Here is a 15,350-nt window from a genome sequence, read left to right on the forward strand (position 1 = left end):
CGGCTCAAACGAGCCGGTGCTCGATGGACGCCATACGGGGCTGAAATGACCGCCAAAGCGCGAGCAGCCTGGTTGAGCGATGCTTGGTCTCCCACCACCGGCTGGCCCCTTGCTGCCTGATTCTACAACTTATGAGTGCTCCCCTCCCATTGTACATCAAACACCGCGCGGGCATCCGATGGTAAAATAGCCCCAACCCACCTTATTTGCAGGGGAGCCTCATGGACAAAAAACTGACCGTCGTGATTCCCATGGCCGGGCTGGGTACCCGCCTGCGCCCCCACACGTGGAGCAAGCCCAAGCCGCTGGTCAGCGTGGCCGGGAAAGCCGTGTTGGGGCACGTCTTAGACATGTTCGCCGACCTGCCGCCCGAAGAACTGGAACTCGTTTTCATCGTAGGCTACCTCGGCGAACAGGTCACCGCCTACCTGGCCGAACACTACCCCCACCTGAAAGCCCATTTCGTAGAGCAAAAAGAACGCAAAGGGCAATCGCACGCGCTGGCTTTGGCCAGCGACCATCTGGAAGGCCCCGTGCTGATGATCTTCGTCGACACCATCATGGAAGCCAACTTCGGCTTCTTGCGCAACCCGCCCGACGAAGCCATCGCCTGGGTCAAGCCGGTGGAAAACCCGCGCCGCTTCGGCGTGGTGGTGCCCGACGAAAACGGCTATGTGCAGCGCCTGATCGAAAAGCCCGACGACGACCGCTATAACCTGGCGGTGGTGGGATGTTACTACTTCCCCGAGGGGCGCGACCTGGCCGCCGCGGTCAACGAACAAATCGCCAACGACATCCAGACCAAAGGCGAATACTACCTTGCCGACGCCATCAACATCATGCTGCAAAAGGGGCTGAAAATGCGCACCATCGAGGTCGGCACCTGGCTGGATGCAGGCACGCCCGACGCCCTCCTTGCCACCAACCGCTACCTGCTGGAATCGGGGCGTGACAACAGCGCCGAAGCCCTGCGCCCGGGCATCACCATTGTGCCGCCGGTTTACATCCACCCCGACGCCAAAGTCGAGGCCTCGGTGGTGGGGCCTTATGTTTCCATTGGCAAGGGAAGCCATGTTTCTCGCGCCATTCTCAAAGACGTCATTCTCGACGACGGCGCACAGGTAAGCCGCGCCTCGCTGGAAAAATCGCTCATCGGGCGTCACGCCCACGTGGAAGGTCGCCCCCTGCACCTCAACATCGGCGACCACACACAAATTACGCTATGAACCCCTCGTCCGCTCCCACCGCCACCGTCTGGTGCCGCTCCGAACGCCACTACGCCGAGCGGCCAGTGGCGTTTCTGTGGGAAGGCCAGCGGCGGCGTGTGGTGCGCGTCGTCGCCCAATGGCGGGAACCCGCGGGACCGGCTTTCCACGCCCTGGCTGACGATAACTGGCTATACGAATTACACTACGACGAAGCCCATCAGACCTGGACCATCACCCCTCGACTCGCCAACGCTCCAACAACCTGAACGCCCAATTTTTCCATCCATCCCCCAGGAGGACCTTCGATGATCATTGGCATTCCCAAGGAAATCAAAGACAACGAATACCGGGTCGCCATGACGCCCGGCGGCGTGCACATGCTGCGCGAGGCCGGCCACACCGTGCTGGTGGAAACCAACGCCGGCGCGGGCAGCGGCTTCTCCGACGAAGAGTATGCCCGCGCGGGTGCCAAAATTCTGCCCACCGCCGCGGAGGTGTGGGGGCAGGCCGAAATGATTATGAAAGTCAAAGAGCCTCGCCCGCAGGAATATGGCTTCCTGCGCCCCGGGCTGCTGCTCTTCACCTACCTGCACCTGGCGGCCGAGGAAGAACTGACCCGGGAATTGCTGAAACGCGAGGTCATCGGCGTGGCCTACGAAACCGTGGAACTGGACGACGGCCGCCTGCCCCTGTTGACCCCAATGAGCGAAGTTGCAGGGCGCATGGCCGTGCAGGTGGGTGCCCACTACCTGGAAAAGGCCCACGGCGGGCGCGGCAAACTGCTGGGCGGCGTGCCCGGCGTGCGCCCTGCCGACGTGGTGGTGATCGGCGGCGGCACCGTCGGCACCAACGCGGCTAAAATGGCGCTGGGCATGGGCGCTCACGTCACCATCATCGAGAAGAACATCGACCGCCTGCGCTACCTGGAAGACGTCTTGCACGGCAAACTGACCACTTTAGCCTCTAACCCCCTCAACGTCGCCCACGCCGTCAGCGTCGCCGATCTGGTCATCGGGGCGGTCCTCATCCACGGCGCCCGCGCCCCCCGCATCGTGACGCGCGAGATGGTTTCCAGCATGAAGCCGGGCAGCGTGATTGTCGACGTCGCCATCGACCAGGGCGGCTGCGTGGAGACTTCCCACCCCACTACCCACAGCAACCCCACTTATCTGGTGGACGGCGTGGTGCACTACGGCGTAACCAACATGCCTGGCGCGGTGCCGCGCACTTCCACCTACGCGCTTTCCAACGCCACCCTGCCCTACGCCCTGCTGCTGGCCAACCTGGGCCTTGAAGAAGCCGTCCGCCGCAACCGGGCGCTGGCCCGCGGCGTCAACACCTATCAGGGCAAACTCACCTACGCTGCCGTCGCCGAAACTTTCGGGATGGACTATACCCCCCTGGAGCAGTTAGTGGCATGAACGGCGAGTTTTCCCCGAAAACCTCCCGCCGGGTCGCCGGGTTGAAACCTTCTGGCCTGCGCAAGTTTTTCGACATTATCGCTGAAATGCCCGAAGTGGTCTCGTTGGGCATTGGCGAGCCCGATTTCGACACGCCGGAAGTCATCCGGCAGGCAGGCATTCGCGCCCTGCAAGATGGCTATACGCATTACACCAGCAACGCGGGCATCAGCACCCTGCGGCAGCGGCTGGCCGGGCACCTGGAACGCCGCTACGGCGTGCGTTACGACCCCAACCGGGAAATCGTGTTCACCGTCGGGGTTTCCGAGGCGCTCTACCTGGCGATGACCGCCCTGCTCGACCCCGGCGATGAAGTGCTGGTGCCGACGCCGTGCTTCGTTTCCTATCAGCCGGAAGTGGTGCTCGCGGGCGGCGTAGCCGTGGAAGTGCCGCTGCGCGCGGAAGACAACTTCCAGCCCAATGTAGAAATTCTGGAACGCCACATCACCCCCCGCACCAAAGCCATCCTCATCAACTATCCTCACAATCCCACCGGCGCAGCAGCCGACCGAGAGGCCATGCAAGCCCTGGCGCGCTTCGCCGCCGAACACGACCTCATCGTGATTTCCGATGAAATCTACGACCGGCTGGTGTACGGCGTCGAGCATGTCTGCTTTCCGGCGCTGGAAGGCGCGTGGGAGCGCACGATTTTGCTGGGCGGCTTTTCCAAAGACTACGCCATGACCGGCTGGCGCTTAGGTTATGCCGCCGCGCCCGCGGCGCTGCTTCAGCCCATGCTGCGGGTGCATCAATACACCGTAATGACCGCGCCCACCCCGGCCCAGGTTGCCGCCATCACCGCATTGGAAAAGGCCGACGAAGCCGTCGAGGCCATGCGGCAGGCTTACGACCGCCGCCGCCGCCTGATCGTGGACGGGCTGCGCAGCATCGGCTTCCCCACCGTGGAGCCGCACGGGGCATTCTACGCCTTCCCCGACGTGCGCGGCACCGGCATCGACGACGACAGTTTCGCCTGGCGGCTGCTGGAAGAGGAAAAGGTCGCGGTGGTGCCCGGCTCGGCCTTTGGCGAGGCCGGGGCGGGGTTCATCCGCTGCTCTTACGCTACATCCGAGGCCAATATTGAGGAAGCCCTCACCCGCATTGCCCGCTTCGTGCAGCGGGTGCGAGAGGTGTGAGCAAACCCTGCTACCTGCCCTACAAAAAACGGCCTGACAGGAAAACCCGCCAGGCCGTTGTGGTTTTAGGAACGGCGGTTATACCCAACCGCGCAGTTTCATCGCCTCGGCCACGCGCGCCACGGCCACCATATAGGCCGCCAGGCGGTTGTGCACGCCTTCTTTCTGCGCCATCTCGTGCACTGCATGGAAGGCCGCGGTCATCTTCCTGTCCAACCGCTCGTGCACGGTTTCCAGATCCCAGTAATAATCGTAGGCGTTTTGCACCATTTCAAAGTAGGAAACCGTCACGCCGCCGGCATTGCACAGGAAGTCGGGGATGACAAAAGCGCCCTTCTCGTGCAAAATGCGGTCGGCTTCCGGCGTGGTGGGGCCGTTGGCCAGTTCCACGATGACCTTGGCTTTGAGGCGGTCGGCGTTGGCGTCGGTGATCTGGTCTTCCAGCGCCGCGGGCACCAGCACCGGCACGTCCAGTTCCAGCAACTCTTCGTTGGTAATGTTGTCCGCGCCGGGGAAGTTGATGACCGAGCCGGTTTCCTTCTTGTGCGCCATCACGGCTTTGTAATCCAGCCCCTTGGGGTTGTAAATACCGCCCTTGGAGTCGGAAACGGCCACCACTTTGAGGTTGAACATCTCGGTGCCAAGCACGTGGGCGAAGTAACCGGCATTCCCATAGCCCTGGATGGCCGTCGCCGCGCCGTTCAAATCGAGGCCAAGCACCTTGGCAGCCTCGCGCAGCGTGTACATACCGCCGCGGGCGGTAGCATCGCCACGGCCCTGCGAACCACCCAACGGAATGGGCTTACCCGTAATCATGCCGAACTCGTTGTAGCCCTGCATGACCGAGAATTCGTCCATCATCCAGGCCATGATCTGCGGGGTGGTGTAGACGTCGGGCGCGGGAACATCCTTTTCCAGGCCGATGAGCGCCGTGCCGATGGCGCGGATGTAAGCCCGCGAAAGCCGCTCCAGTTCGGCAGTCGAGAGTTTGTGGGGGTCGCAGATCACACCACCTTTCGCACCGCCCAGCGGAATATCGACCACCGCGGTTTTCCACGTCATCCACGCGGCCAGGGCGCGCACGGTGTCGATGGTTTCCTCAGGATGAAAACGAATGCCGCCTTTCGTCGGGCCTCGGGAGTTGTTGTATTGCACCCGGAAGCCGTGAAAAACCTTGAACGAGCCGTCGTCCATGCGGACGGGGAAGGTGACGTGGATCTCCCGCATCGGCCAACGCAGCATTTCATGCGTGGCCTCATCCAAACCCAGCCGTTCAGCGGCCTCATCCAATTGCGCTTGGGCAATCTTAAACGGGTTGTGCTTTGACATGGTTTCCTCCTTACGAGTCAAGCGAGTCAAACGGACAAAGGTGTGAAAAACAAACGCCGCTTGCACAAGCAAGCGGCGTCACAACCTAAATCCAGCCCCGCAATTCCATGGCCTTGACCACCCGGCCAATGGCCACCATGTAAGCCGCGTCGCGGGTGTACACCTCCTCATCCAGCGCCATTTGGAGGACACCGTTGAAGGCCTGGCTCATCTTTTTGTCCAGGCGCTCCAGCACTTCCTCCCGTGTCCAGTAAAAGTTCATGTCGTTTTGCACGCTTTCGAAGTAAGACACGGTCACACCGCCGGAATTGCAGAGGAAATCGGGGATGACGAAGATATCGCGTTCCTGCAGCACGGCATCGGCCTCAGGTGTGGTGGGGCCGTTCGCGCCTTCTGCCAGGATCTTGACCTTGTCGCTAATCAAGTTCACCGTTTCGCCGGTAATCTGGCCTTCCAGGGCCGCAGGGATGAGGACGTCCACATCCTTGGCCAGCCAGGCCATCTCGTCTTCCACCACATAGCCCGCTTCTTGGGCCTTTTTCTTGTCAATCGTGCCGTATTGGTCGGTAATGCTCTTGAGGAAATGGGGGTCAATGCCGCCGGGGTGGCTGAGGGTGTAAGGCTTTTTGTCTTCGCGGTCCCAGTAAGAAACGCAGGCAACCTTACCGCCCAGGATTTCAATAAAGCCAATGGCCGCATTCTGAGCCACATTCCCGAAGCCCTGAATGGCCGCCGTGCTCTTGGAAGGATCCATACCGAGGTGCTTCATGGCTTCCCGAATATGGTACACCACGCCGAAGCCGGTGGCTTCAGCGCGCCCCAGCGAACCGCCACCGCCCACCGGCTTGCCTGTAATCACGCCCGGCGTGTATTCGCCCACGAGTTTGGAATACTCGTCCATCATCCAGCCCATCATCTGGGGGTTGGTGCCGACATCGGGGGCGGGCACGTCGATGCGGGGGCCAATATTGCGCCAGATCTGGTCAATCCAGCCCCGGCAAAGGCGTTCCAGTTCGCCACGGGAAAGCGTGGCCGGGTCCACCGCCACACCGCCCTTTGCCCCGCCCAAGGGAATATCGGCCACGGCGGTTTTCCACGTCATCCACATGGAAAGCGCCCGCACGGTGTCGATTGTTTCCTTGGGGTGAAAGCGGATGCCACCTTTTGCCGGGCCGCGGGCGTCGTTGTGCTGCACCCGGTAGCCCAAAAATGTCCTGATGTGGCCGTTATCCAACCGCACGGGAATCTGGAAATGGAATTCCCGCATGGGCTGACGCAGCATCTGAGCCACATCTTCGTTCAACCCCAAGAGATCGGCCACATGGTCGAATTGCTCTTGAGCCATCTTGAAAGCGTTCACCGATTCAGTCATGACAAAAGTCGCTCCATTCTGAAAAAGATAAACGGGCACCCATCGGGATGGTGCCCGCTCTTGCTCACTTATGGGGAAAAGGCGCGCCAACGAGGTGTCTTCATCACCATAGATGCCTTGAACGTGGAGGTTATGCTCTCGCCTACGGTTTAAGATTACCCCAAACTTCAACCTTCGTCAAGAAGGTTACGGCGTTCTTGCAAATTTCTCATCAACACTTGCCGCACCACCTGCGGATTGGCCTGCCCCCGCGCCAACCGCATGACCTGCCCAAAGAGGAAGTTTGCCACGCCTTCTTTGCCGTTGAGGTAGGTTTGCAGTTCGGCCGGGTGCTCAGCAAGCACCTGCTCAACCCAGGTCTGGATGGCCGCTTCGTCGGAAACCTGCCGCAGCCCTCGCGCGGCAATGATGGCTTCCGCACTTTGACCGCTCTGGAACATCTCGGCCAGCACGCTCTTTGCCGTGTTGTTGTTGATTTCGCCCGCGGCAATGCGCTGCAAAAGGTCGGCCAGCGCCTGGGGAGGCACTTTGACCGCCTCAATGCCCACCCCCGCCTGGTTCATCAACCCAAAGAGTTCGCCAGTGACCCAATTGGCAACGGTTTGCGGGGAAACCCGCTCGCCCGCGGCGCGCACGGCTTCCTCAAAGTAATCGGCTACCGCGCGCTCCGCGGTAAGCACATCCGCACTGTAAGCGTTCAAGCCATAGGCTTCCTGGAAACGATGGTAGCGGGCGTGGGGCAGTTCGGGCAATTCCGCGCGGAGAGCGTCCACCCATTCCGGCGCGACTTCCAGAGGGGGCAGGTCGGGTTCCGGGAAGTAGCGGTAATCGTGGGCTTCCTCTTTACTGCGCTGGGGCACGGTCACGCCGCGGGCTTCATCCCATCCCATCGTCTGCTGCACCACCGGCTCACCGCGCTTCAGCAGTTCGCTCTGCCGGGCAATTTCTTGCGTGACAGCCTGTTCCAACACCCGAAAACTGTTCAGGTTTTTGATTTCGGTGCGGGTGTTGAGCACGTCGGTGCCCTTCCAGCGCACCGAAACGTTGGCCTCGAAGCGAATGACGCCTTTTTCCATGTCGCCGCTGTTGACGCCCAGGTAACGCAGCACCTGCCGCAGCGCCATGGCGTAGGCTTTGGCTTCTTCCACCGAGCGCATATCCGGCTCAGAGACGATTTCCAGCAACGGCACGCCGGCACGGTTGAGGTCCACCAGCGAGCATTCTTCGCCGCCCTCGGTGCGGACGTGGGTTAGTTTGCCGGTGTCTTCTTCCAGATGCACCCGTCGGACGCGAATTTGCCGCTCGCCCGCAGAGGTGCGAATGGTGAGCATGCCGTGTTCGGCCAGTGGGAGTTCGTATTGCGAAATCTGATAACCTTTGGGCAGGTCGGGATAGAAGTAATTTTTGCGCGCAAAAACGCTCACCGTGTTGATGGTGCAACCCAACGCCAAAGCCACCTTGACACCTTTGGCCACAGCCTCTTTGTTAACCACCGGCAGCGCCCCGGGCATAGCCGCGCACACCGGGCAAACTGCCGTGTTCGGTTCGGCAGTGGTGGCATCGACCACCGGGCAGGCACAAAACATTTTCGAGCGGGTATTCAGTTCAGCATGGACTTCCAGGCCAATGACAGGTTCGATTTCCATAAAGTTGCCTCATTGCAAAATATCAATGTGCGGGGGCGTAGACCGCCAAATTATCAAAGCGCACATCGGTGCCACCGTTATCATAGGTACCAACAGCAAGGGCAATATCTCCGTGGGTGTAGGCCGCATCGCGCACCGCGCCAATCAACTTGCCGTTGACGTACAAGGCCAGCATATCGCCCACGCATTCTGCCCGCAAGTGATTGGTCACATTGCCCTCGCGAATGGCATCGCTGAAAAGCCACTCGCCATCGCCCAGCAACATTTTCTCGTCATCAGGCTCCCAGCGGAAGATCTGGTAATAGCCATCGGCGCCAATGGCAAACTGGTAAGCGTGGTCCTTATCCTGGTAACGGCAGAGCACACCAAAATCACTGGTATCGTCACCACTCACTTTGGTCATATCAACCTCAATGATGACGTCCTGGAAATCCTCGCCGGCATACGCCCAGGTTTCCCAATTGGGGGCCTTGACGTCAATGCGGTATTTGCCGTTGTGGTAGCCCACCTCGGAATCCTTGGAAGAGGAAATCGGCCAACCACTGTCGGGGTCGCTGAAATCGTCTTGCAGCAGCACCTCACCGGTCGGCCAGGGCGTTACCACCACAGGCAACGGTGCGGGGGTCGGCGTTTCTTCAATTTCAACCGCCACCTCACCCCGCAAGGCTGCCGCGATGAGCGGTTTGGCAAGGTTAATCGGACGCAGGGCATTGATAAAGCCGCCCGTGGGCACGCAATCGTCGTTCTCGTCGATCACGCCATCGCCGTTAGTATCGGCCAAATAACGGCAGTCCACCACCTCGCTATCCTCCGAACCCGAGCCTAACTGGGTAGGGATAGCCACCAATTCGCCCGCGGCGTTGACCGCCATGCCCCCACTGTTGCCACCAGCAATAGCCGCTGAAGTCTTGATGAATGCGCGCCGCCCATAAGGCTTTTCCGCCGTAAAGCCACTCACCTCGCCGCGGGTGAGGGTAATGGTGTTCCCGCCAATGCCGGGGTACCCCAAAATCACGATAGGCTCACCCAGGTGCAGTTTGGAAGAATCGCCCAGGCGGGCATAAGGCAGGTTGAGGGTGTTAGCATCCACCGGGTTGCCGTCCAGGTCGGTCGTGATGCGCAGCACAGCAAGATCCAGTTTCGGGTCAGCCTGCACCACCCTGGCATAGTATTTGGGCACGGGTGGCTGGTCTTCCGCCTCGGTGATCAGAATTTCCAGCGCGGCGACCGATTCTCCCTTTTCGGGCAAAGCCACATGGGCGTTCGTCAGAATGAAGCCGCGCGGATCCACAATGGTGCCTGAGCCGCTCCACACTGGGCGCAGGTTGCCCCCCTCAGTTTCAACCTCGGCCACAATTTGCACCACCGCACGGTAAGGGATTTTATCGGCCAGCGGCGTAATCGCCGGGGTAAAAGCCGCCACAGGTTGGGCAGGCGTGGCCGTGAAAGGGGTCGAAGTGGCCTGCGGCACAGCAGGCACCGGGGAAGCCGTGCCCGCCTCGGGCGTCAAAGTGGGGATGACCGCCGCCGGCGTGCTCAGCCCACTGCCTCCACTTTCCTCGGTAAGCCAACCAATCACCGCCAGGCCGCCTATTCCTGCAACCGCGCACAGGAACCCGACTACCAGGACGATTCCGCAGCCAATCCATACTTTTTTCATTGCGCCTTCGCTCCCAATGCAAACGGCCACCTGCATGGCCTCCGGCGAATTTCTTCCCTTGATTATACCGCGCCCCCTCCCAGGGCCTGGTGTCTATCCGGGAAATCACTCGGGGCAGGTTCTTACAGCCACTTCACCACAATGTCGCCAATGACGTTCGCGGCTTCATCACCACGGTCGGCCGCGTTGGAAAGGTGGCGGTAGATTTCCCGCAGTTTGAGGATGTTCATGACGTCGTCCAGCGTCTGCGGGGCGGCAAACAGGTGCGCCAGCGCTTCGCGATACACCTTCTCGACCCGATTTTCCAGCGCCTTGGCCCGCACGGCGTGCTCATTGGCTACATTCGGGTGGCTTCCCAGCCGCTCTACACCGCGATAGACCTCGGCAGCCGCGTCGTGCAGCAACGAAACCATGCGGCTGATGTATTGGTTGGGTTTTACCTCGAAAATCTCCATCTCGTCCACCGTGGTGTAGGCGTAATCCAGCATATCGTCAATGGTGAGCGAAAGGGCGAAAATATCCTCGCGGTCAAACGGCGTCACAAAAGTGCGGTTGAGTTCATCAATCAAAATGCGGCGGGCTTCGTCCGCTTCCTTTTCAATCTCGCGCAGGCGGCGCGCGACGGCCTCGGAAGGCTTCTCGACGTACTCCTGCAACACATGAAAGCCTTCCAGTGTCAATTCGGCCTGCTGCATCAGCAGTACCACAAACCGATTTGGCTTCTTACCTCGTCGAAACAAACCCATTATGCATTCCTCCTCAAAGAAAGACTCACGGCAGCGGTCGTTGCCGCCGTAATGCGAGCAGGGTGAGCCACCGCGAGCAACGGCACCCACACCACCTCTTCACCGGAAACCACCAGGGGCCAGCGCGCCCGCAGCCGCGGCGGGATTTTGGCGTTCACCATCAGGTCGGCGATTTTCTGCCGCCGGCCGCCCATACCCAGGGGAGCCAGTGTGTCGCCCGGGCGACGGGGGCGCACCACCAGGGGGAAGGCCAGCGCCGCGGCATCCAGCCATGCCGTCGCGGGCTCGCTGCGGGGGTCCGCCGGGGGAAGGGTAAGGGCCGAGGCCACAAGCGCCCACCCTGCCGCGAGGGGCACCGAGCCGCTAGGCTCCAGGGGGAAAGCCCGCGCCGCCGACAATTGCGGCCAGGCCTCAGCAGGCAACACCGCACCCTTCCGCGCCACCCACAAAGTTTCCGGCTCGACCCACAGGGACAACCCACCAAACCAATCACGCGCACCGCCGCCGGGGCGCGTGGCCGCGCGGCGGGCGGCTTCCACCTCCTCAAAGCCGACTTCCGGCACTTCCAACCGTGCCGCCGCCCAACGCAACCAGCGGCGTTGCAAAGCCAACGGAGCGGCCAAAAACGCCCGACGCCGCCATCCTACAAAGCCCGGGCCTTGCGCCGCCAACACCTCCGTCAAGCGACGGCGGGCTTCCGCAGCCAGGAAATCCTCCTCCGCCGCGGCCACGGCTGCCAGCCGCCCCAAGGCAGCATCCAGCGCCGGGTTTTCCACCCGCAGCCGGGGAAGAATATCCAGGCGCAGGCGGTTACGGAAAAAGTCCCGCTGCCAGTTCGAGGCATCCCACCGCAGGGGCAGCCCGTAACGCCGCGCGTAGGCGATCGTCGCTGCGCGGCGCACGGCCAGCAACGGCCGCGCCAGCGGGATTTCGGCATCCCAGCGGGGGAAACGGCGGCACGGCCGCAGCCCCGCCAACCCCGTCAAACCGCTGCCACGCAAGAGGTGCATCAGCACCGTCTCGCTCTGGTCATCGGCGGTATGCCCCACCGCCACAGCAACAGCATGTTGGTCGCGCGCCACGCTAAACAGGAAGCGATAGCGCGCCTCCCGTGCCGCGGCCTCCACCGGCTGACGCTCGGCCATCGCCTGCGCAGCCACGTCGGCGCGCCTCATCACCCAGGGAACGCCCAATTTCCGGGCCACGGCCTCCACCGCCGCGGCGTCGGCATCGGCGGCTTCCCGCAAGCCGTGGTGCAAATGGGCTGCCGTGACCTTATAGCCCAGGGCATGCAGCGCATGAAGCAGCGCCAGGCTATCGGGGCCACCCGACACCCCCACCACCAGCCGCGCCCCCGCTTCCAGCCCACAGGCCGAGGCCAGGGTATCTCGCACGGCTGTTTGCAGTTCGTCGGGCATGGAGCACCTGCCTGGTTAAAAAACACCCTGCCGCCCTCACCGTGGCTTCCCGTCAGGGCGGCTCAAGACAACATCATGGGCGCACGCTACGCCAACATGTGCAGATTATAACCCAAGTCCCCCTACGGCCACACCACCTCTTCCTTTCCCGCCAGTTTCTCTTGAATTTTGCTCACGATGAGGTCCAGGTGTGGCGGATGTGCGACGTAATCCAAATCGTCAGCAGGCACGGTCAACACGGGGCAAAGGGTAAAGTTTTGCAGCCATTCTTCGTACAGGCGGTTGAGTTGCGCCAGATATTCCGCCGAAATGCCGCGCTCGTAGTCGCGGCCCCGGCGGGCAATGCGCGCTCGCAGGGTGGGCACCGAGGCCCGCAAATACACCACCAGGTCAGGCGGCGGCAGGAACGTCACCAGGGCATCGTACAAACCCCGGTAGGTTTGCCAATCGCGCTCGGCCATGTGCCCTTGCAAATAAAGGTTGCGAGCAAAAATTTCAGCATCTTCGTACACGCTGCGGTCTTGCACCACCGAAGTGGGGTGCAGCATCAAGCGGTGATGAATGCGCAGCCGATGAGAAAGGAAAAACACCTGCGAATGGAAAGCCCAGGCCCGCATGTCGCGATAAAAATCGGGCAAATAAGGGTTTTCGGCTTCCGGCTCGTAAAACGGCGCCCACCCCAATCGCTCGCTCAACAAGTGAACCAGGGTTGACTTACCCACGCCAATGTTTCCGGCCACGGCAATGAATCGCTTTTGTTGCATTTACGCCTCCCCGTGCAACACCTTCAGCATTTCCGCGTGCAGCGCCGCGTTGGCAGCGACGATCGACTGCGGCGGCGAAAGGTAATCTCCACCGCCTTGCAGATTGGTCACCAGCGCGCCAGCCTCGGCTGCAATCAGCCCCCCCGCCGCCACATCCCACGGCTTGAGGCGGATTTCCCAATAGCCGTCGAAGCGCCCGGCGGCCACATAACACAGGTCCAACGCCGCCGAACCCAGCCGCCGCACACCGTGGCTGCGGACGGCAAAGCGGGCGAAGTTGTCGAGGTTGTTGTCGGGGTTCTCCCAAACGTCGTAAGGGAAGCCCGTGACCAAAAGCGCCTGTGCCAGAGAAGCCGTGGCCGACACCCGCAGCGGCTGCCCGTTGAGGAAAGCGCCTTTGCCTCGCTCGGCAGCAAAGCACTCGTCGCGCATGGGGTCATACACCACCCCCAGACGCACGCCGTCGCCCTCGGCGTAAGCAATGGAAACCGAGAAAATGGGCACACCGTGGGCAAAGTTAACCGTGCCGTCAAGGGGATCAACATACCACAGGCGCTCGTCGCCGCGGTGGGCACCGCTTTCCTCGGCCAGAATGCTGTGGTCGGGCCAACGCTGTTGGATGCTTTCCAGCAAAAAGGCTTCCGAGCGGCGGTCGGTTTCCGTCACCAGGTCGATGGCATGGCTTTTGCTGTCAATCGTATGGCTTTGGCCATAACCGGCGCGCAAAATCACACCGGCCTGGCGGGCTAAAATTTCCAGGTCGTCTAAAGTGGGTTGCATCTCAATGGCCTGCATCGGGGGGATGAAGAAGGTCGTCGATGGCCGCGAGTTCTTCGCGAATGGTCTGGCGTTCGCGGCGCGCTTCGGCCAGCATGGCAGCGAAAGAAGGCTTTTGCGCGTCGGGCAACGTGGGAAGCAACCGCTCCAGGCGCGCAATCTGGCGGTCCTTGTAACGCAGTTTGTTTTCCAGCCGCTCCCGATAGCCGCGATAAAAGGCCGCGTCGTCCAGCGGCGGCCTGGGTTCGGCTTCCTGCTGGTGCAACACCTCGGCCACCGTCAAGAGGAATTCCTCGGCATCGATGGGCTTTTCCAAAAAGCGCACCGCCCCCAGGCTGAGGGCAAATTCCTTATCTTCGGGGGAAACGTAAGTCGCCGAAACGAACACAATGGGCAGCGTGCGGGTGGCGGGGTCGCGGCGCAAGCGCTGAGCCAGGGCAAAGCCATCCAGCCGCGGCATGAGAATATCGGTGACAAGCAAGTCGGGGTAGCGGGCGGCGATCTTCTGCAACGCCTCTTCGCCATCGGCTGCGGTTTCCACGGTGTAGCCTTTGAATTCCAGCGTCACCCGCAGCAGTTCCCGCACGGCCGGCACGTCTTCGACAACCAGAATGGTGTGTGTCATAGGGCTATTGTAGCCCGAATGCCGCCGCGCGGCAAGGGGCACACGCTGGTATAATGCCCCCATGCTACGGCCCGGAGGTGGAAGGTGACGCTCTCAAGACGGGATGTATTGAAACTGGCAGCAGCAGGCTTTGGCGCGGGGCTGCTGGTGCCGCGCCTTCGTCTCAGGCACGCGGCCGAATTCCCCACAAACGTACCCCTGGGGCGCGTGTGCATCGGCGGCAAGGTAGAGGTGAAAGCCCGCCCCAATGCCGACAGCCCCACGGTGGCTGTGCTTTACGAAGACGCGGTGGTGCCGTGGGAAAAGGAAGTGGTGGGGGTCAACATGCACCGCGTCAACCAGCGCTTCGTGCAGACGCCCCAGGGCTACATCTGGGAACCCACCCTCCAGCCCGTGTGGAACCACCCCAACAAGCCGCTCAAAACCTTCCCCTACGCCAAAGACGGCATGTGGGTGGAAGTTACCGTGCCGTATGTGGATATCGTGCTCGCCAACCCACCGGCGCGCTCGCCCTGGCTGAAAGAAACCACCCGCCCGCGGCTCTATTACAGCCAGATCATGTGGGTAGACCAGATCAAAGAAGGCCAGGACGGGGCCGTGTGGTATCGCGTCGGCGACCGCTACGGCTCTTACGGCGATATTTTCTGGGCGCGCGCCGAAGCCTTCCGCCCGATCACCCCTGAAGAAATCACCCCCATCCACCCCGAAGTGGAAGACAAACGCGTGGTCGTGGATGTCAATTACCAGACCATGGCATGCTACGAAGGGAAAGAAGAGGTTTTCTTTACCCGCGTCTCTACGGGCGCGAAATTCAACGCCGAAGGGAAAGCCGTGGACAAATGGGCCACCCCTGTGGGCACTTTCCCCATCTGGCGCAAACTGATTGCCGTGCACATGAGCGGCGGCACCACCGGCGGCGGCTACGACCTCCCCGGCATCGGCTGGACCACGCTCTTCGTCGGCACGGGCATCTCCATCCACGCGACCTTCTGGCACAACGACTACGGCGTGCCGCGTTCCCACGGCTGCGTGAACGCCCGCCCGGAAGACGCCAAATGGGTCTTCCGCTGGACGCTGCCCGTGGTGTCCTATGACCCCGGCGATGTCACCGTGCCCATGCCCGGCGGCACGAAAATCACCGTGGTGGAAGGCTGAGCGCGCCTCCGGCCACCCCACACAGCGACACACCCCCAAATGCGCGTATCTGTT

General features: G+C 61.7%; 14 protein-coding genes. 5 read left to right on the forward strand and 9 right to left on the reverse strand.

Features of this window, described 5'->3' with window-relative positions; genetic code table 11:
* Window positions 1-221: 221 nt before the first annotated feature.
* The 4 genes from ENJ54_08045 to ENJ54_08060 are packed head-to-tail and all read left to right on the forward strand — an operon-like array spanning window position 222 to window position 3,804.
* The gene (locus ENJ54_08045; protein HFC09779.1) at window positions 222-1,226 is read left to right on the forward strand and encodes a nucleotidyltransferase; all 1,005 of its coding nucleotides are present in this window, start codon (window positions 222-224) and stop codon (window positions 1,224-1,226) included.
* Window positions 1,223-1,474 (forward strand): hypothetical protein, encoded by a 252-nt coding sequence (locus ENJ54_08050; GenBank protein ID HFC09780.1) that lies wholly within the window; start codon window positions 1,223-1,225, stop codon window positions 1,472-1,474. Before ENJ54_08045 ends, ENJ54_08050 begins: the two co-directional genes overlap by 4 nt.
* A 39-nt stretch (window positions 1,475-1,513) precedes the next feature.
* Complete coding sequence (gene ald / locus ENJ54_08055) at window positions 1,514-2,629, forward strand: alanine dehydrogenase (GenBank protein HFC09781.1); 1,116 nt, start codon at window positions 1,514-1,516, stop codon at window positions 2,627-2,629.
* Window positions 2,626-3,804: a pyridoxal phosphate-dependent aminotransferase gene (locus tag ENJ54_08060; GenBank protein ID HFC09782.1), complete on the forward strand. Its 1,179-nt coding sequence runs from the start codon at window positions 2,626-2,628 to the stop codon at window positions 3,802-3,804. Before ald ends, ENJ54_08060 begins: the two co-directional genes overlap by 4 nt.
* 78 nt (window positions 3,805-3,882) lie before the next feature.
* Here the strand turns inward: ENJ54_08060 and ENJ54_08065 are convergent, their stop codons facing one another.
* From ENJ54_08065 to ENJ54_08105, 9 genes are all read right to left on the reverse strand, one after another.
* A complete protein-coding gene (locus ENJ54_08065) occupies window positions 3,883-5,133 on the reverse strand; it encodes a Glu/Leu/Phe/Val dehydrogenase (protein HFC09783.1) in 1,251 nt (416 codons plus the stop codon).
* An 85-nt stretch (window positions 5,134-5,218) separates the two neighbouring features.
* The gene (locus ENJ54_08070) at window positions 5,219-6,505 is read right to left on the reverse strand and encodes a Glu/Leu/Phe/Val dehydrogenase (GenBank protein ID HFC09784.1); all 1,287 of its coding nucleotides are present in this window, start codon (window positions 6,503-6,505) and stop codon (window positions 5,219-5,221) included.
* 167 nt (window positions 6,506-6,672) lie between these two features.
* Complete coding sequence (gene gatB / locus ENJ54_08075) at window positions 6,673-8,151, reverse strand: Asp-tRNA(Asn)/Glu-tRNA(Gln) amidotransferase subunit GatB (protein HFC09785.1); 1,479 nt, start codon at window positions 8,149-8,151, stop codon at window positions 6,673-6,675.
* A 22-nt stretch (window positions 8,152-8,173) separates the two neighbouring features.
* Complete coding sequence (locus ENJ54_08080) at window positions 8,174-9,847, reverse strand: trypsin-like serine protease (GenBank protein HFC09786.1); 1,674 nt, start codon at window positions 9,845-9,847, stop codon at window positions 8,174-8,176.
* An 86-nt stretch (window positions 9,848-9,933) separates the two neighbouring features.
* Window positions 9,934-10,557, reverse strand: coding sequence for a DUF47 family protein (locus tag ENJ54_08085; protein HFC09787.1), 624 nt, complete (start codon window positions 10,555-10,557; stop codon window positions 9,934-9,936).
* Complete coding sequence (gene tilS, locus ENJ54_08090; protein HFC09788.1) at window positions 10,557-11,975, reverse strand: tRNA lysidine(34) synthetase TilS; 1,419 nt, start codon at window positions 11,973-11,975, stop codon at window positions 10,557-10,559. Before tilS ends, ENJ54_08085 begins: the two co-directional genes overlap by 1 nt.
* 122 nt (window positions 11,976-12,097) lie before the next feature.
* Window positions 12,098-12,739: a deoxynucleoside kinase gene (locus ENJ54_08095; GenBank protein HFC09789.1), complete on the reverse strand. Its 642-nt coding sequence runs from the start codon at window positions 12,737-12,739 to the stop codon at window positions 12,098-12,100.
* The gene (locus ENJ54_08100) at window positions 12,740-13,519 is read right to left on the reverse strand and encodes an inositol monophosphatase (GenBank protein HFC09790.1); all 780 of its coding nucleotides are present in this window, start codon (window positions 13,517-13,519) and stop codon (window positions 12,740-12,742) included.
* 1 nt (window position 13,520) lies between these two features.
* Window positions 13,521-14,204, reverse strand: a complete 684-nt coding sequence (locus ENJ54_08105) for a response regulator (protein HFC09791.1) — start codon at window positions 14,202-14,204, stop codon at window positions 13,521-13,523.
* Between the two features lie 21 nt (window positions 14,205-14,225).
* On the opposite strand from ENJ54_08105, the gene ENJ54_08110 reads away from it, so the two are divergent.
* The gene (locus ENJ54_08110; GenBank protein HFC09792.1) at window positions 14,226-15,296 is read left to right on the forward strand and encodes a murein L,D-transpeptidase; all 1,071 of its coding nucleotides are present in this window, start codon (window positions 14,226-14,228) and stop codon (window positions 15,294-15,296) included.
* The last annotated feature ends 54 nt before the right edge of the window (window positions 15,297-15,350 follow it).

This window comes from Chloroflexota bacterium (assembly GCA_011322445.1).
In the GTDB taxonomy this organism is placed as follows: Bacteria; Chloroflexota; Anaerolineae; order Anaerolineales; family DRMV01; genus DRMV01.

Bases quoted from the DNA above. Each gene is read 5' to 3' on its own strand.
- ENJ54_08045 (HFC09779.1), top strand. From the start codon at position 222: ATGGACAAAAAACTGACCGTCGTGATTCCCATGGCCGGGCTGGGTACC.
- ENJ54_08050 (HFC09780.1), top strand. From the start codon at position 1,223: ATGAACCCCTCGTCCGCTCCCACCGCCACCGTCTGGTGCCGCTCCGAA.
- ald (HFC09781.1), top strand. From the start codon at position 1,514: ATGATCATTGGCATTCCCAAGGAAATCAAAGACAACGAATACCGGGTC.
- ENJ54_08060 (HFC09782.1), top strand. From the start codon at position 2,626: ATGAACGGCGAGTTTTCCCCGAAAACCTCCCGCCGGGTCGCCGGGTTG.
- ENJ54_08065 (HFC09783.1), bottom strand. From the start codon at position 5,133: ATGTCAAAGCACAACCCGTTTAAGATTGCCCAAGCGCAATTGGATGAG.
- ENJ54_08070 (HFC09784.1), bottom strand. From the start codon at position 6,505: ATGACTGAATCGGTGAACGCTTTCAAGATGGCTCAAGAGCAATTCGAC.
- gatB (HFC09785.1), bottom strand. From the start codon at position 8,151: ATGGAAATCGAACCTGTCATTGGCCTGGAAGTCCATGCTGAACTGAAT.
- ENJ54_08080 (HFC09786.1), bottom strand. From the start codon at position 9,847: ATGCAGGTGGCCGTTTGCATTGGGAGCGAAGGCGCAATGAAAAAAGTA.
- ENJ54_08085 (HFC09787.1), bottom strand. From the start codon at position 10,557: ATGGGTTTGTTTCGACGAGGTAAGAAGCCAAATCGGTTTGTGGTACTG.
- tilS (HFC09788.1), bottom strand. From the start codon at position 11,975: ATGCCCGACGAACTGCAAACAGCCGTGCGAGATACCCTGGCCTCGGCC.
- ENJ54_08095 (HFC09789.1), bottom strand. From the start codon at position 12,739: ATGCAACAAAAGCGATTCATTGCCGTGGCCGGAAACATTGGCGTGGGT.
- ENJ54_08100 (HFC09790.1), bottom strand. From the start codon at position 13,519: ATGCAACCCACTTTAGACGACCTGGAAATTTTAGCCCGCCAGGCCGGT.
- ENJ54_08105 (HFC09791.1), bottom strand. From the start codon at position 14,204: ATGGGGGCATTATACCAGCGTGTGCCCCTTGCCGCGCGGCGGCATTCG.